This window comes from Bradyrhizobium sp. LeoB3 (genome assembly GCF_055456055.1).
Genome location: NZ_JBVBEF010000146.1, coordinates 1 through 13,258 on the forward strand (window position 1 = coordinate 1; position 13,258 = coordinate 13,258).

Consider the following 13,258-nt stretch of genomic DNA (forward strand, 5'->3'; position numbering starts at 1 on the left):
GCTCCACCGTCGAGGTCTTCAACATCCGCTACTTCGGATGCCGTCTACCCGAAAACCGAATTGGTTCTCAGGCTCTAAGTCGCGGCGCGCCTCCAGAGTAACGTCGTCACTCATCACTCCGCTAATACGTGATGGTCGTACGTACACCGACCATTACACCATCCTTGATGCGATGCGTCTGCGTGGGATCGTAGGGATCGACCGCGCCGCCGCCCGGATGCGCAATATATTGAAGCACCGGCTGCAGATAGAAGCCGGGCCTGACCTCATGCTGATAGGTGACCTCGAAGATCGCCTCGTAGTCGCGGATCGGGTATGGCGTTCCGGTGAAGAACTGGATGTCGCGATCGAGAGCGCGGGCGCGGTCGGAGATCCTGGCATAGGTTGCAGCGACGCCGAACCTGTCGTTCGGATGGGCGTCGCTGAAGCCGGTGAACAGGAAGCCTCCGTCGACATAGGCGTTGACCAGGTTGCGATCGGACGGGCTCACTGAGGCCCGCATGAAGAATGCGACGCCCTTGTCCGAACCGGGTGCGGCGAGCGCCAATTGCTGCTCGTAGACCATGAACAATCCCTGGTTTCGGCGCCACCATGCCGGATCGCCGGAGCTGTTGGGATCGGCGAGCGACAGGCCGTCACCCGAAAAGCGCTGATCGGGAAACGACATCATGTGATACCAGCCGCCGCCGGTGATGGTCGCCGGCAGCCGGCTCTCGCCGATCTCGAACTTGTATTTGAGCTGTCCGATCCACCACGGCGGATCGTTGACGCGGAACAGAAGGCCGTTGGCATTGGCGATCTGCGCGTCGTCCGCATCCGGCGCTGCCGCACTGCCGTCGAACAGTGCGAGATAGGCGGTGATCCGGTCTGAGAGCGCCGCCTTGATGCGGATGCCAGGAACCGCGAGCGGGGGCGACGGCCCGCCCCCCGGCAGGTTGATCCCTGTGATGCCGGGCCAGCCCAGCGCGGAGTTGATGAAGATGTCGTCGTACTGGCTGTCGATGAACTCAATGTCGGAGGCCTGTTGGCCAACGCGGACGGCGAGCTTGCCGCCAAGCAGTTGCTGCTCGATCCAGAGCTCATAGAGCCGCGTCGAGGACAAGGCCTCGACGCCGGAGACCAGCATCAGATTGCCGATATAGCTGCGCGACAGGCCGTCGCCATGGATCTGGAACACGTTGGCGTGGAAGGTGGCGCCGGTCCAGCCCATCACCTTTTCAAGGTCGATGGTGGTGCCGAGATCGAGACGCCCGGTATAGATCGCGCCGGTACGCATGCCGCCGGAGACGTTGGCGAGCCCCTCGCCGATATAGGTCAGGCTGAACTGGTAGCCGGCATCGGCCAGCCTGTCGCGCAGGTCCTTGTCGCCGCCGTCGGGCTGATCTGCCGCGCGGGCGGCTGCGAGGGCAAGGGCAGTGATCGCCGCGAATGCCGTGACCGCGCGGATGAGCACTCGGTACATGCAATGATACCGCAGCCCGTTATTTGACGATGCCCAGGCGACGCATGATCAGATAGGCAAGGCCGGAGGCGGCGATCAACAGCACCGCGGCCCACAGGAAGCCGCTGTCGACGTCGGTGAGCGGCAGTCCCTTGGTGTTCATGCCGAAGATGCCGGTGACCAGCGTCGGCGGCAGCAGCATCATGGTCACGACAGAGAGCGCGTGCAGATGCCGGTTGCTCTCCTCCTCCAGCTTGAAGCGAAGCTCTTCCTCCAGCAGCCGGCTGCGTTCGCGCAGCTCGGTGATATCGTGGTCGAGACCGTCGAGCCGCTGTGCGAGCTTTGCTGCATGCAGCCTTAGCGCCGGGCTGAGATTTTCGGGGCTCTTCTGCTCGAGCCGGTGGAACAGGACACGCAAGCCGGCAAGCTGACGATGCAGCCGCAGACAGGTTCGCCGCAACCGGCCGAGCCCGGCCCGCATCTCCGACTTGGTCTCGCCGGACAGCACCCGTTCCTCGATGCCGTCGATCTCGGTGGCGATCTTGTCGGCCATCCGGTCCATAGTGTCGGCGACCTCGTCGATGATCTTCTCAAGCAGCGCCGCCACCGTCGCGACACGATGGCCGCCTTCGAGCACGCGGCGCGTGGCATCCACCGCGCACAGCGCCTGATGGCGGCCGCTGATCAGGAGACGCTCGGTCATCGCGAAGCGAAGGAAGCCGGTTTCCTCCGTTGGGGAGTCGATCTCGCGCACGAGATCGGAGAACACGCCATAGACGCAGTTGTCGATGATGTGGAGCTGCTGGAAATTGTCATGCGACAGCAAGAGATCGCGCGCCAGCATCGGAAACTGCAGGCCGCCAAGCCATTGCCGGCTGCGACCATCCGCCAGATTGAAATGCAGCCAGAGCCTGCCATCATGGCTGAACTCGATCGGCGCATCGATGGGCAAGGATTCAGCGGTGCCGTCGCCATGCAGACGGAACGCCCACACCAGGCCAGGGATCAGCGGAGTGGCGTCCGCCGGCACGCTGACAATTTTCGCTGGTTCAGCCGACATGACCAGCCCGAAGCTCAACGCGAGACATCGTCAACCCCTGCGCAAGCCAGCACATATCAGTGCGGGCCACCTTCCCCACACGCCGGCACGCGACGATTGAATTACGCTTCTGTTACAGTTTGATGTCGCAGCCTACTCCGCCGCGAGACCCGTTGCGGCCAGCTCGGCTTCCTTGTTGTAATCGTGCACGACGCGGCCGAACGGCAGCGTCAGATCGGCGAGGAAATGATGCGCGCCGACCACTCGCCGCACCGGAAAATCCGCAACCGGCGCATTGACGTGCGGCACCAGATGCAGCCGGCCCGGGCCGATCCATGAGCCCTTGACGTTGATGTCGGTCAGGTTGATCGCGACGAGCTGGCAGACTTCGAGACGGCCATCGACTCCCGGGATCATCTTCAGATTAATTTGCGTCTTCGACAGCGTCGCGCGGGTGATGTCGCCATTGCCCGCCATGCTCTCATGCTTGTAGCCCATGGTGCCCATGGCGACGAGCTGGCCGGCGTATTCGAGCGTGCCGGTCAGCGTGTCCTTGACGATTTCGAGCTTGGGATGGGCGTATTTCTTCGGAAAGCCCCAGATCTCCCGGCCCGCCGCAATCGGCGGATCATCGTCGAGGTACATCTGCGAAACAAAATTGACCTCTTCGCCGTGCAAGCGCGCCGGGATCACCAGACCGGACTCGGTATAGCTGCCGAAGCCGGAACTATCAGGCATCTTGATCCATTCGTAGTGCACGATCGGCTGATCAATCGGCTCGAGCGGCTCAGGCAGCCCGGCACGGATCAGCGCGGGATCGGTCTCGTAGGTAATGACCAGGAATTCGCGATTGACGAAGCGGTAGGGTCCTGCGGGATAGCTCGGGCCCGCGGCTGGCATTGACGGAAGCCGCAATAGTTCTTCCCTGCGCATCGCAAATCCCCCTGTTTTGCAATTAGTGGCCCGAACGCTAGCGACGGACATTGACATTGATATGAGGGATTTCCTTCAGCCGCGTGACCCGAATGTCCCCCTTGGCGGCTGTCATCAGCGCGTCACGGGCACACGGAATCGTTGGCGCGCAGGGAGTGCAAAGACATGGATGCGCGTAGCCCACATTTCGACGAACAAGAAACTGCAACCTCCCATCGCGGCTGGCGGCCGGAGCGCTGCGACCGTGTCGCGCTGGTGCTGCAAGGCGGCGGTGCGCTCGGCGCCTACCAGGCCGGCGTCTATCAGGCGCTGCACGAAGCAGGTATCGAGCCGGACTGGATCTGCGGCGTCTCGATCGGCGCGATCAACTCGGCAATCATCGCCGGCAATCCGCCGGAGCGGCGGCTCGAGCGACTGCACACATTCTGGGACCGCATCACCAGCCGCAAGATCTGGCACTACACGCCGGACGGCGACATCTTCCGCAAGGCCCGCAACTTCACCTCCTCGTTCATGACGACGGTGCTGGGCCAGCCCGGCTTCTTCGCGCCCCACACCACCAATCCATGGTTCAGCCCGGCCGGCGCCAGGACCGCGACGAGCTATTACGACACGGCGCCATTGCGCGAGTCGCTGCTCGAGCTGGTCGATTTCGAGCGCATCAACTCCAAGAGGATGCGCTTTGCGGTCGGCGCGGTGAACGTGTTGTCGGGCAATTTCATCTATTTCGACAACGCGCATGACGAGATCATTCCCGAGCACATCATGGCGAGCGGCGCGTTGCCCCCAGCGCTGCCGATGGTGAAGGTGGGCACCGACCATTTCTGGGATGGTGGCATCGTCTCCAACACGCCGCTGCAGCATCTGCTCGACCAGGTCGACAGCCTGAATTCACTGGTGTTCCAGGTCGACCTGTTCTCGGCCCGCGGCGTGCTGCCGCGCGACATCCACGACGTAATGGCCCGCCACAAGGACATCATGTATTCCTCGCGCACGCGCTACAACACCGATATGTATCGCAAGACCCACAATCTCCGCGCCCGCCTCTACAAGGCGCTGTCGAAGATTCCGAACGAGCAGCTATCGGAGGAAGAGCGCCAGCTCCGCGATTCCAACAGCGCCCTGCCGAGCATCGCGATCCTGCAACTGATCTATCAGCAGAAGGCCTATGAAGGCCACGCCAAGGATCACGAATTCTCGGGCACCTCGATGCGCGAGCACTGGATGAGCGGGCATGAGGACACCAAGCGTACGCTGATGCGGCGCGACTGGATCAAGATGCCCGACGCCGGCATGGGCATCGTGGTCCACGACGTGCACCGCGAGAGCGAGGTGTAGGACTGCCGAAAGGACGCAGGCGCCACGCACTCCCCCCTCATCCCGAGGAGCCTGCGTAAGCAGGCGGCTCGAAGGATGGGCCGCGGGTGAGATCGGGGCCTCATGGTTCGAGACGCCGCTACGCGGCTCCTCACCATGAGGGTCAGGCAGCAACTACGGCCTTGTCGACATGTTGCCTGGCGGCCCCGCGGTCCGGATCGGCTCAGCCAAACGCGCGAATTCGCAGAGCAGCGAGCGCGTCCTGCGGGGGTCGATCACCTCCTCGACCCAGAACTTTTCGGCCGAGCGGAATGGCGAGCGTAGCTTGTTCAGGCGGTCCTCGATCTCCTTCAGCTTTGCCGCCGGATCGGGCGCGGCCTCGATGTCGGCGCGGTAGGCGGCCTCGATGCCGCCCTCCAGCGGCAGCGAGCCCCAATAGGCCGACGGCCAGGCGTAGCGCATCGAGAAGCGGTTCGCCGGCTGGTGCACCACGCCGGCGACGCCGAAGGCGTTGCGCACGATGATCGTGCACCAGGGCACGGTGCTCTGGTTGACCGCCGCCATCGCGCGCACGCCATGGCGGATGGTCGCGCTCTTCTCTGCCTCCAGCCCGATCATGAAGCCGGGGCAGTCCATCAGGTAGACCACCGGCAGATGGAAGGTCTCGGCGAAATCGACCCAGCGGACCACCTTCTGGCAGGCTTCCGCGGTCCACGAGCCGCCATAGTGGAAGGGATCGCTCGCCAGCAGCAGCACCGCCCTGCCCTCGAGCCGCGCCAAGCCGACAATGATCGGCTTGCCGAAATTGGCGCTCACCTCGAAGAACGAGCCCTTGTCGACGACAGCGTCGATGATCGGGCGCATCTTGTAGACCTGCCGGCGATTGCGCGGCACCGCCTTCGTCAGCGTTTCCTCTGAACGTTCAGGATCGTCGGTGCAGGGAATGGTCGGCGGCAGCTCGAACACCGATTGCGGCAGATACGAGAGGAAGCGCCGCGCGCACTCGAACGCCTCCTCCTCGGTCTCGACTGCCTGATCGATCGCGCCGGCGCGGGTCTGGATGTCGGCGCCGCCGAGCTCCTGCTTGGTCAGATCCTGTCCGAGCCGCTTCACCACCGGCGGGCCCGCCACGAACATCGCCGAGTTCTTCGTCATCACCGAATAATGCGTGGCCGCAAGTCGCGCCGCGCCAAGGCCTGCGACCGAGCCGAGCCCGAGACCGACGACCGGAACGCGCGCGAGGTTCGCGGTCGTGTACCAGTACCAGCGCGTGCCGCCGACGCCGCCGGGCAGGTTGGCCGCGCCGCGCGTCTCGATCGTCTTGACCGAGCCGCCGCCGCCGGAGCCTTCGATCATGCGGATGATCGGCAACCTGAAATCATGCGCCATCTCCTCCGCCATCAGCGGCTTGGCGGAGATCGACGCATCAGCCGAGCCGCCGCGCACGGTGAAATCGTCGCCGACCACGACCACCGGACGGCCGTCCACCTTGGCGCGGCCGAACACGCAGTTCGCGGGCGTCAGCTGCTTGAGCTCGTTGTTCTCGTCATATTCGGCGATGCCGGATATGGCGCCGATCTCGTGAAAGGATTTCTGATCGACAATCTTATCGATGCGCTCGCGAACGGTGAGCCGGCCTTGATCGCGCTGTCGTTTGACCTTCTCAACGCCTCCCATCTCCCGCGCGAACGCTTCGCGCCGGGCGAGCTCGTCGAGTTCCGGCTTCCAGTTCATTCCTTTCCTCCGCTTTTATGATCTTGTTATGGTTCACGGCTGCCGGAATAGGTTTTCGCTCGAGCCGGTTATTGAAGATGCTGGCGTCGGCGCCTTCGAGCAGGCTGGCGAGCGCGGCGCCGAGCTGCACCATTTGCGGGCCGACCTCCTTGTGCAGCCGCTTCTCGTCATACATCGCCGACAACAGGCCGATCGTGGTCACGACATAGGTCTGGTATTGCGGCGACCATAGCGGCACCGCGACGCCGTTGATGTGCGGACTCCAGAGGCCGCAGGCGACGACATAGCCGTGCTCGCGCAAGAGGCGGCGATTACCCTCGATGCGCGGCTTGAGCAGCTTCGCGCCTTCGGGAATCTCGCGCTCCATCTCCGCGATCAGGGCATCGCCGACCTCAGGCTCGAGCGCGGCCGTATAGGCGTGGCCCGCAGCGGTGGTCGCCATCGAGATCCGGCTGCCGGTGACCTCGTGCAGGCCGAGAGCGTTCGCCGAGCGCGCGTATTCGAGATAGACGAGCTGGAACCGATCGGGGATGACGAAGCCGACGGTGCCGGGCAATTGCTCGGCGACGTCCTGCAGACGCTGACGGATCAGGTTGCGGAGCTGCAGGCCCTTCATCATCGCGGTGCTCATCGCCACCGCGCTAGGACCTATCCGATATTTCTGGTCCCGCGGCAGATAGACGAGCTGGCCCATCCGCGTCAGCGTGTGCGTGAGCCGCGACACCGTCGATCGCGGCAGGCCGCAACGATTCGATATTTCAAGATTACCGAGCCGCGCTTCATGTCCTTCGAAACATCTGAGGACATCAAACGCGCGCGACACGACCTGGATCACGTCGCCCTCGCCTGCGAGATCGCTGGCGAGCATTCCTTGCCGGCTAAGCCGCTCTGAGCGTCTTCCCATTTGTTATAGGCTCCATTCCGCCACACGGAATAAAATTCCACTTGCAGAACAAGCTACCTCAGGCAATGTGCGGCCACAACAAAAGCCGTTCGCAGAGCGCTATGCGTTTCGTGAAACGGATGGGGAGCGTGGAATGCCAGATATCAAGATCATCACCGAAGTGGCCGGCCGTGTATGCGCAATACCCGTTGAGGCCGGTGCCAGCATCGCAGATGGCGACGAGGTCGCGCTGGTTGAGGCGATGAAGATGGAGATTCCGGTGACGTCGACCGCGTCGGGCACGGTCAAGTCGATCCTCGTCAGCGTCGACGACGTGATCGCCGAAGGACAGGCGGTCGCCATCGTCGAGACCTGACGCGCACACATTCAAGGCTCGATCCGCGACAATCTGTCCGGTGATGCAACGATGGTGGTAGTGCGCGCCAACGGTGCGCCGTTGCCATCATCGCGATGCGATGCAATGATCCTCGCAAACAACAAGTTTCGCGTAGCGAAACATCAGGGAGGAATCATGATCCGTCGTCTGCTCGCGCTCGGCGTCACCCTACTCGTATCAGGACCTTCGCTCGCCGAAGACATCAAGCTGCCGCCGACGATGGGCGTGACCGCCTACGACACGGGAACCGCGGGATTCAACATCTCGGTCGGTGTCGGCAAGATGATGAAGGACAAGTACGGCACCGACCTCCGCGTGCTGCCGGCGGGCAATGACGTGGCGCGGCTGGCGCCGCTGCGCGCCAAGCGCGCGGTGATGTCGGCGATGGGGTCCGGCACCTATTTCGCGCAGGAAGGCGTGTTCGAGTTCGGCGCCAAGGAATGGGGGCCGCAGCCGCTGCAACTCCTGTTGTCCACGGTCGACTGCAATGCAGCCTCGCTCGGCGTCGCCGCCGATATCGGCGTCAAGGACATCAAGGATCTCAGGGGCAAGCGCGTCGGCTTCGTGGTCGGCTCGCCCGCGCTGAACCAGAACTCGCTCGCCATCCTCGCCTTCGGCGGTCTCAAGCAGTCCGACGTCAAGGCCGTCGAATTCGCAAGCTATGGCGCGATGTGGAAGGGCCTGATCAACAACGACACCGACGCTGCCTTCGGCACCACCATCACGGGGCCCGCAAAGGAAGCCGAGACCTCGCCGCGCGGATTGATCTGGCCGCCGCTTCCAGCTGACGACAAGGCCGGATGGGAACGGGTGCAGAAGGTCGGCTCGTTCTTCTTCCCGCATCGCGCGACCTGTGGCGCCGGCATCTCGCCAGAGAAGCCGCTCAACCTCGCAAACTACCCCTACCCGATCTTCGTCGCCTATGCATCCGTGCCCGCGGACCAGATTTACGCCATCACCAAGGCGATGATCGTCAACTACGATGCCTACAAGGATTCCGCGCCAGGCGCGAGCGGGCTTGCCGCCGATAGGCAGACCAAGAACTGGGTCGCGCCGGTGCATCCCGGCGCCGTGAGGGCGCTGAAGGAAGCGGGCCAATGGACCGACCAGCAGGAGGCCCACAACAACGCGCTGTTCAAGCGCCAGGACGTGCTCACCGCCGCCTGGACGGAATATGGCAAGTCCAATCCGCCCGCGGACGAGAAGGCGTTCCTGGAAGGCTGGATGAAGGCGCGCGCGGCAGCGCTTGCCAAGGCCAACATGTCGAACGGCTTTGAATAAAGCCACCAGCTTCCATTGCAAGCTAACGCCATTGTGGGGATCTCCTGATGTCAGCTTCTCCGCTCGATAGCGCCGTGGCCGCGCCGCCGAAGAGGATCGAGTTCGAAGATCCCCATGCCGGGGCGGGCAACATGCAGGAGGCCGAGGTCACGCGCGTGCGCAGCTTGCGCGGCGGCTGGCGTTGGGCGCTGGTGGTCGCGACCGCGGCCACCATCCTGCTCTGCATCAACCAGCAATTCTCGCTGCGCTTCCTGATCGGCTACACCCAGCTCAACACCGAATATTTCTATCTGCTGATCGCGCTGATGCTGCCGTTCACGTTCCTGATCTTTCCGGGAACGGGGAGCGCGCCGCTCGACCGGATTCCCTGGTACGACCTTCTCCTGTTCGTGCTGACGTTTGCTGCGGCGATCTGGCTGATGCTCAACATCCGCAAGGCCGCGCAGTACGGCTGGGAATCCGACGGCGCGCCGCGCAACGTCCTGATTGCAGGCGTCGTGATGTGGGCGATGCTGATGGAGGCCCTGCGCCGCACCGGCGGCTGGAGCCTCTTGCTCAGCGTGTTCCCGTTCACAGTCTATCCGCTGTTTGCCGAGGCCAAATGGCTCGGGCCGTTTCGTGGCTCCGAACTCACCTTCGACCAGGCCACCGCCTATCATGTGCTCTCGGGCGAGAGCCTGCTTGGGATTCCGATCCAGGCCTTTGCCGATACCGTGATCGGCTTCCTCGTGTTCGGCACCGCGCTGATGATGACGGGTGCCGGAAAATTCTTCATCAACATCGCCTTTGCGCTGTGCGGCACGTTCCGCGGCGGGGCGGCGAAGGTCTGCATCTTCGCGAGCGGACTGCTCGGCATGATGTCCGGCTCGATCATCTCCAACGTGCTCACTGCCGGCACCATGACCATCCCGGTGATGAAGCGCAGCGGCTTCCGCGCCTCCTATGCCGGCGCCATCGAGGCCTGCGCCTCGACCGGCGCGGTGCTGGCGCCGCCGGTGATGGGCGCCACCGCCTTCGTGATCGCGCAGTTCCTGAACATCAGCTACGCCGAGGTCGCGGTCGCCGCGATCATTCCCGCCGCGCTCTATTATATCGGCCTGTTCATGCAGGTGGACTCCTATGCGGCGCGTCACGGCCTGAGGGGCATTCCGCGGGCCGAGCTGCCGCGGGTGATCGATACCCTCAAGTCGGGCTGGTACTACGTGTTCGTCATCGCGCTGCTGATTGTGATGCTGCTCTACTTCAAGCGCGAGAGCCACGCGCCGTTCTATGCCACTGCGCTGCTGCTGGTGTTGAACCAGTTCTTCTCGAAGGACACGCGCTGGACCTGGGCCACGATCGCAAAATTCCTCGAGGTCAATGGCCGCACCTTCGTGGAGCTGGTCGGCATCCTCGCCGGCTGCGGGCTTCTGATCGGCGCATTCTCGATGACCGGCGTGGTCTCGAGCCTCGCCAACGACCTGCTGACACTTGCGGGCGACAACGCCTTCCTACTGCTGGCGATGTGCGCATTCACTAGCCTGATCCTGGGCCTCGGGCTGACGACCACGGCGTGCTACATCTTCCTCGCCATCCTCGTGGCGCCGGCGCTGGAGAAGCTCGGGCTGAACCGGATGGCGGTGCACATGTTCATCTTCTACTGGGGCATGCTGTCGTCGATCACCCCGCCGGTCGCGATCGCCTCATTTGCGGCGGCCGGCATCGCCGGATCGCCGGCGATGAAGACAGGCTGGGAATCGATGTGGGTCGGCAGCATCATCTATTTCATCCCGTTCTTCTTCGTGCTGAACCCGGCGCTGGTGCTGCAGGGACCTTCCCCCTATCTCGCCGGGCTTGGACTGATGGCGCTTGCCGCCTTGGGTACGCTGTTCATTTGCGGCGGCATCCAGGGCTATCAGGCCTTTGTCGGCGATCTCAGCCGCGCAGGCGCGCTGGAATGGCCGCTGCGGGTGCTGCTCGTGATCGGCGGCTTCGTGGTGGCGACGCCCGGCGGCGGCATCATGCCGTTGTCGCAGATGCAGGTGACGCTGCTTGGCCTTGCCATCCTGGTGCCGACGGTCCTGATCGCGCTGCTCCTGGTCCGGCGGCAGGAGCATGATCCGGAAAAGTGGGCACCGGTTTTCCGAAAAGATCATGCTCAAACAAAAGGGTAGAGCCTGACGACGCTTCGAAGAAGCGTCATTAGGCGCTAGTACCGAACCAGTTGCGCGCCCCCTGATTGCGTTGCACAACAGGAGGCGATGAAACCCGAGCCGCCTCCTTCCAGCGCCACCGCCTGGACCCGCTCAAGACCGCCCCTGCTGCGGTTCCTGCAGTCATGCCACGACGAGTTCGCCGCCGAGACCGGTGGCGCCGTCGCCGATTACATCCCCGAACTCGGCAAGGCCGACCCTGCCCATTTCGGCATCAGCCTCGCCACCCTCGACGGTCACGTCTACGAGGTCGGCGACACCAAGGTGCCCTTCACCATTCAGTCGATGTCCAAACCCTTCGTGTTCGCGCTGGCGCTGGACACGCTGGGGGCGGCGCGGGTGGAAAGCGCGATCGGCGTCGAGCCGTCGGGCGATCCTTTCAACTCGATCCGGCTGAATGCGGAAAACCATCCCTTCAACCCGATGGTCAATGCCGGCGCCATCGCCTGCACCGGGCTGATCCATGAGGCCAAGGGCGATGCCGCCTTCGACTATATCCGGCAGGCGCTCGGCCGCTTCGCCGGGCGCGAGCTCGCGCTCGACGAGGCGGTCTATCTTTCCGAAAGCACGACCGGGGACCGCAATCGGGCGATCGGCTATCTCCTGCGCACCAATGCGGTGATCAAGGACAACGTTGCCTCCGTGCTGGATGTCTATTTCCGGCAATGCGCGGTGCTGGTGACCGCGCGCGATATCGCGATCATGGCGGCAACGCTGGCCAATCGCGGCATCAATCCGGTGACCGGCAAGCAAGTGATGACGCCGTATGCGATCTCGCGCACGCTCTCGGTGATGACCTCGTCGGGCATGTACGACTTCGCCGGCGAATGGATCTACCGCGTCGGCATCCCCGCCAAGAGCGGCGTCGGCGGCGGCATTCTGGCTGCGCTGCCGGCGCGGCTCGGGCTCGGCAGCTATTCGCCCAAGCTCGACAAGCACGGCAACAGCGTGCGCGGCATCAAGGTGTGCGAAGCGCTGTCTTCGCATTACGACCTGCATATGCTCAACCGCAGCGACGATGCGCGCACCAGCATCATCGCCGATTACAATATCGGCAAGAGCCCGTCGCGCCGCGTCCGCCGCCCGCATGAGCGCGACATCCTCGCGGCGCATCACGAGGAGGTGCGGATCATCGAACTGGTCGGCACGCTGTCGCTTTCCGCGGTCGATTACGTGTCGCGGCGGATGGCCTCGGAGCGGCGGCCGCAATTCGTCGTGTTCGACCTGCACCGCGTCACCTCCACCACCCGTGCCGGCGCGCGGCTGGTGGCGGAGGCCTTCGAGGAACTGGCCGCGCTCGGCGTCACCGTGATCCTGTCCGGAATCAAACGCTCATCGACGGAATGGAAGACGCTGCGCGAGTGGACGGCCAAGCTCGGCAACATCAGGGACTTCTACCTGCTCGATACCGCAATCGAATGGGCGGAGGACCAGATCGTCTACCGCTATGGCGGCTCGATCGATTTCTTCGAGACCACGGAATTGTCCGAGCAGCCGCTGCTGGCCGGATTGAGCGCGGAAGAGCTGACCGACCTCGCGTCGCTCGCTTCGACCCACACCTACCGCTCCGGCGAGAAGATCATCTCCGCCGGCGATGCCGCTGGCTCGCTGTTCTTCTTGCGCAGCGGTGTCGTGCACGTCACCCTGCCCGACGGCGTCCGCCTGGCGACGCTCACCGCCGGCATGGCGTTCGGCGAGATGGCGCTGATCGAACCGGTCCGCTCCGCTGACGTCCTGGCGGACCAGGCTGCGACCGCCTGGGAAATCCCGCTGCGCGACTTCGAACGCTTCCGCAAGCAGCATCCGCGCGCCGGCGAGCGGATCATGCGCAACCTCGCGCAACTGCTCGCCGACCGGCTGATCGTCGCAAACGCAAAGGTCGATCTGCTGACGGCGACGTAGAGTCCCTTCTCCCCGCGCGCGGGCCTTCCCAGTTCCCTCTCCCCCGCTCTTCGCGGGGAGAGGGGTAGTGTGCGGAAGGTTCTGCAAAAGCCTGAGAGGCTGGAGCGGTCATGGTAAGTCCGGTGATTGCGAAGATCAC

The 13,258-nt window shown here is 63.9% G+C and carries 10 protein-coding genes; 5 read left to right on the top strand and 5 right to left on the bottom strand.

Going from position 1 to position 13,258, the window contains the following annotated elements:
• Nucleotides 1-121 precede the first annotated feature (121 nt).
• The 3 genes from ACZXDY_RS41905 to ACZXDY_RS41915 all read right to left on the bottom strand — a co-directional run bounded on the left by ACZXDY_RS41905 (nucleotide 122) and on the right by ACZXDY_RS41915 (nucleotide 3,413).
• The gene (locus tag ACZXDY_RS41905; protein ID WP_464349513.1) at nucleotides 122-1,462 is read right to left on the bottom strand and encodes a carbohydrate porin; all 1,341 of its coding nucleotides are present in this window, start codon (nucleotides 1,460-1,462) and stop codon (nucleotides 122-124) included.
• Nucleotides 1,463-1,481: 19 nt separating this feature from the next.
• A complete protein-coding gene (locus ACZXDY_RS41910) occupies nucleotides 1,482-2,501 on the bottom strand; it encodes a transporter (RefSeq protein ID WP_464349514.1) in 1,020 nt (339 codons plus the stop codon).
• Between the two features lie 132 nt (nucleotides 2,502-2,633).
• The gene (locus tag ACZXDY_RS41915; RefSeq protein ID WP_464349515.1) at nucleotides 2,634-3,413 is read right to left on the bottom strand and encodes an acetoacetate decarboxylase; all 780 of its coding nucleotides are present in this window, start codon (nucleotides 3,411-3,413) and stop codon (nucleotides 2,634-2,636) included.
• Nucleotides 3,414-3,578: 165 nt separating this feature from the next.
• Between ACZXDY_RS41915 and ACZXDY_RS41920 the strand changes: the two genes are divergently transcribed.
• Complete coding sequence (locus ACZXDY_RS41920) at nucleotides 3,579-4,751, top strand: patatin-like phospholipase family protein (protein ID WP_464349516.1); 1,173 nt, start codon at nucleotides 3,579-3,581, stop codon at nucleotides 4,749-4,751.
• Nucleotides 4,752-4,904: 153 nt separating this feature from the next.
• Here the strand turns inward: ACZXDY_RS41920 and ACZXDY_RS41925 are convergent, their stop codons facing one another.
• A complete protein-coding gene (locus ACZXDY_RS41925) occupies nucleotides 4,905-6,464 on the bottom strand; it encodes an acyl-CoA carboxylase subunit beta (RefSeq protein WP_464349517.1) in 1,560 nt (519 codons plus the stop codon).
• Complete coding sequence (locus tag ACZXDY_RS41930) at nucleotides 6,394-7,368, bottom strand: IclR family transcriptional regulator (protein WP_208826742.1); 975 nt, start codon at nucleotides 7,366-7,368, stop codon at nucleotides 6,394-6,396. The genes ACZXDY_RS41925 and ACZXDY_RS41930 overlap by 71 nt, the downstream gene beginning before the upstream one ends.
• A 133-nt stretch (nucleotides 7,369-7,501) precedes the next feature.
• On the opposite strand from ACZXDY_RS41930, the gene ACZXDY_RS41935 reads away from it, so the two are divergent.
• The 4 genes from ACZXDY_RS41935 to glsA all read left to right on the top strand — a co-directional run bounded on the left by ACZXDY_RS41935 (nucleotide 7,502) and on the right by glsA (nucleotide 13,119).
• Nucleotides 7,502-7,723 (top strand): acyl-CoA carboxylase biotin carboxyl carrier protein subunit, encoded by a 222-nt coding sequence (locus ACZXDY_RS41935; RefSeq protein ID WP_028164618.1) that lies wholly within the window; start codon nucleotides 7,502-7,504, stop codon nucleotides 7,721-7,723.
• 156 nt (nucleotides 7,724-7,879) lie between these two features.
• Nucleotides 7,880-9,025 carry a TAXI family TRAP transporter solute-binding subunit gene (locus ACZXDY_RS41940; protein WP_464349518.1) on the top strand — a complete coding sequence of 382 codons (1,146 nt, stop codon included), beginning with the start codon at nucleotides 7,880-7,882 and terminating at the stop codon, nucleotides 9,023-9,025.
• Nucleotides 9,026-9,072: 47 nt separating this feature from the next.
• On the top strand, nucleotides 9,073-11,178 hold the full coding sequence (locus tag ACZXDY_RS41945; protein ID WP_464349519.1) for a TRAP transporter permease: 2,106 nt from the start codon (nucleotides 9,073-9,075) through the stop codon (nucleotides 11,176-11,178).
• Between the two features lie 87 nt (nucleotides 11,179-11,265).
• On the top strand, nucleotides 11,266-13,119 hold the full coding sequence (gene glsA, locus ACZXDY_RS41950; protein ID WP_464349520.1) for a glutaminase A: 1,854 nt from the start codon (nucleotides 11,266-11,268) through the stop codon (nucleotides 13,117-13,119).
• The last annotated feature ends 139 nt before the right edge of the window (nucleotides 13,120-13,258 follow it).

Bases quoted from the DNA above. Each gene is read 5' to 3' on its own strand.
- ACZXDY_RS41905 (WP_464349513.1), bottom strand. From the start codon at position 1,462: ATGTACCGAGTGCTCATCCGCGCGGTCACGGCATTCGCGGCGATCACT.
- ACZXDY_RS41910 (WP_464349514.1), bottom strand. From the start codon at position 2,501: ATGTCGGCTGAACCAGCGAAAATTGTCAGCGTGCCGGCGGACGCCACT.
- ACZXDY_RS41915 (WP_464349515.1), bottom strand. From the start codon at position 3,413: ATGCGCAGGGAAGAACTATTGCGGCTTCCGTCAATGCCAGCCGCGGGC.
- ACZXDY_RS41920 (WP_464349516.1), top strand. From the start codon at position 3,579: ATGGATGCGCGTAGCCCACATTTCGACGAACAAGAAACTGCAACCTCC.
- ACZXDY_RS41925 (WP_464349517.1), bottom strand. From the start codon at position 6,464: ATGAACTGGAAGCCGGAACTCGACGAGCTCGCCCGGCGCGAAGCGTTC.
- ACZXDY_RS41930 (WP_208826742.1), bottom strand. From the start codon at position 7,368: ATGGGAAGACGCTCAGAGCGGCTTAGCCGGCAAGGAATGCTCGCCAGC.
- ACZXDY_RS41935 (WP_028164618.1), top strand. From the start codon at position 7,502: ATGCCAGATATCAAGATCATCACCGAAGTGGCCGGCCGTGTATGCGCA.
- ACZXDY_RS41940 (WP_464349518.1), top strand. From the start codon at position 7,880: ATGATCCGTCGTCTGCTCGCGCTCGGCGTCACCCTACTCGTATCAGGA.
- ACZXDY_RS41945 (WP_464349519.1), top strand. From the start codon at position 9,073: ATGTCAGCTTCTCCGCTCGATAGCGCCGTGGCCGCGCCGCCGAAGAGG.
- glsA (WP_464349520.1), top strand. From the start codon at position 11,266: ATGAAACCCGAGCCGCCTCCTTCCAGCGCCACCGCCTGGACCCGCTCA.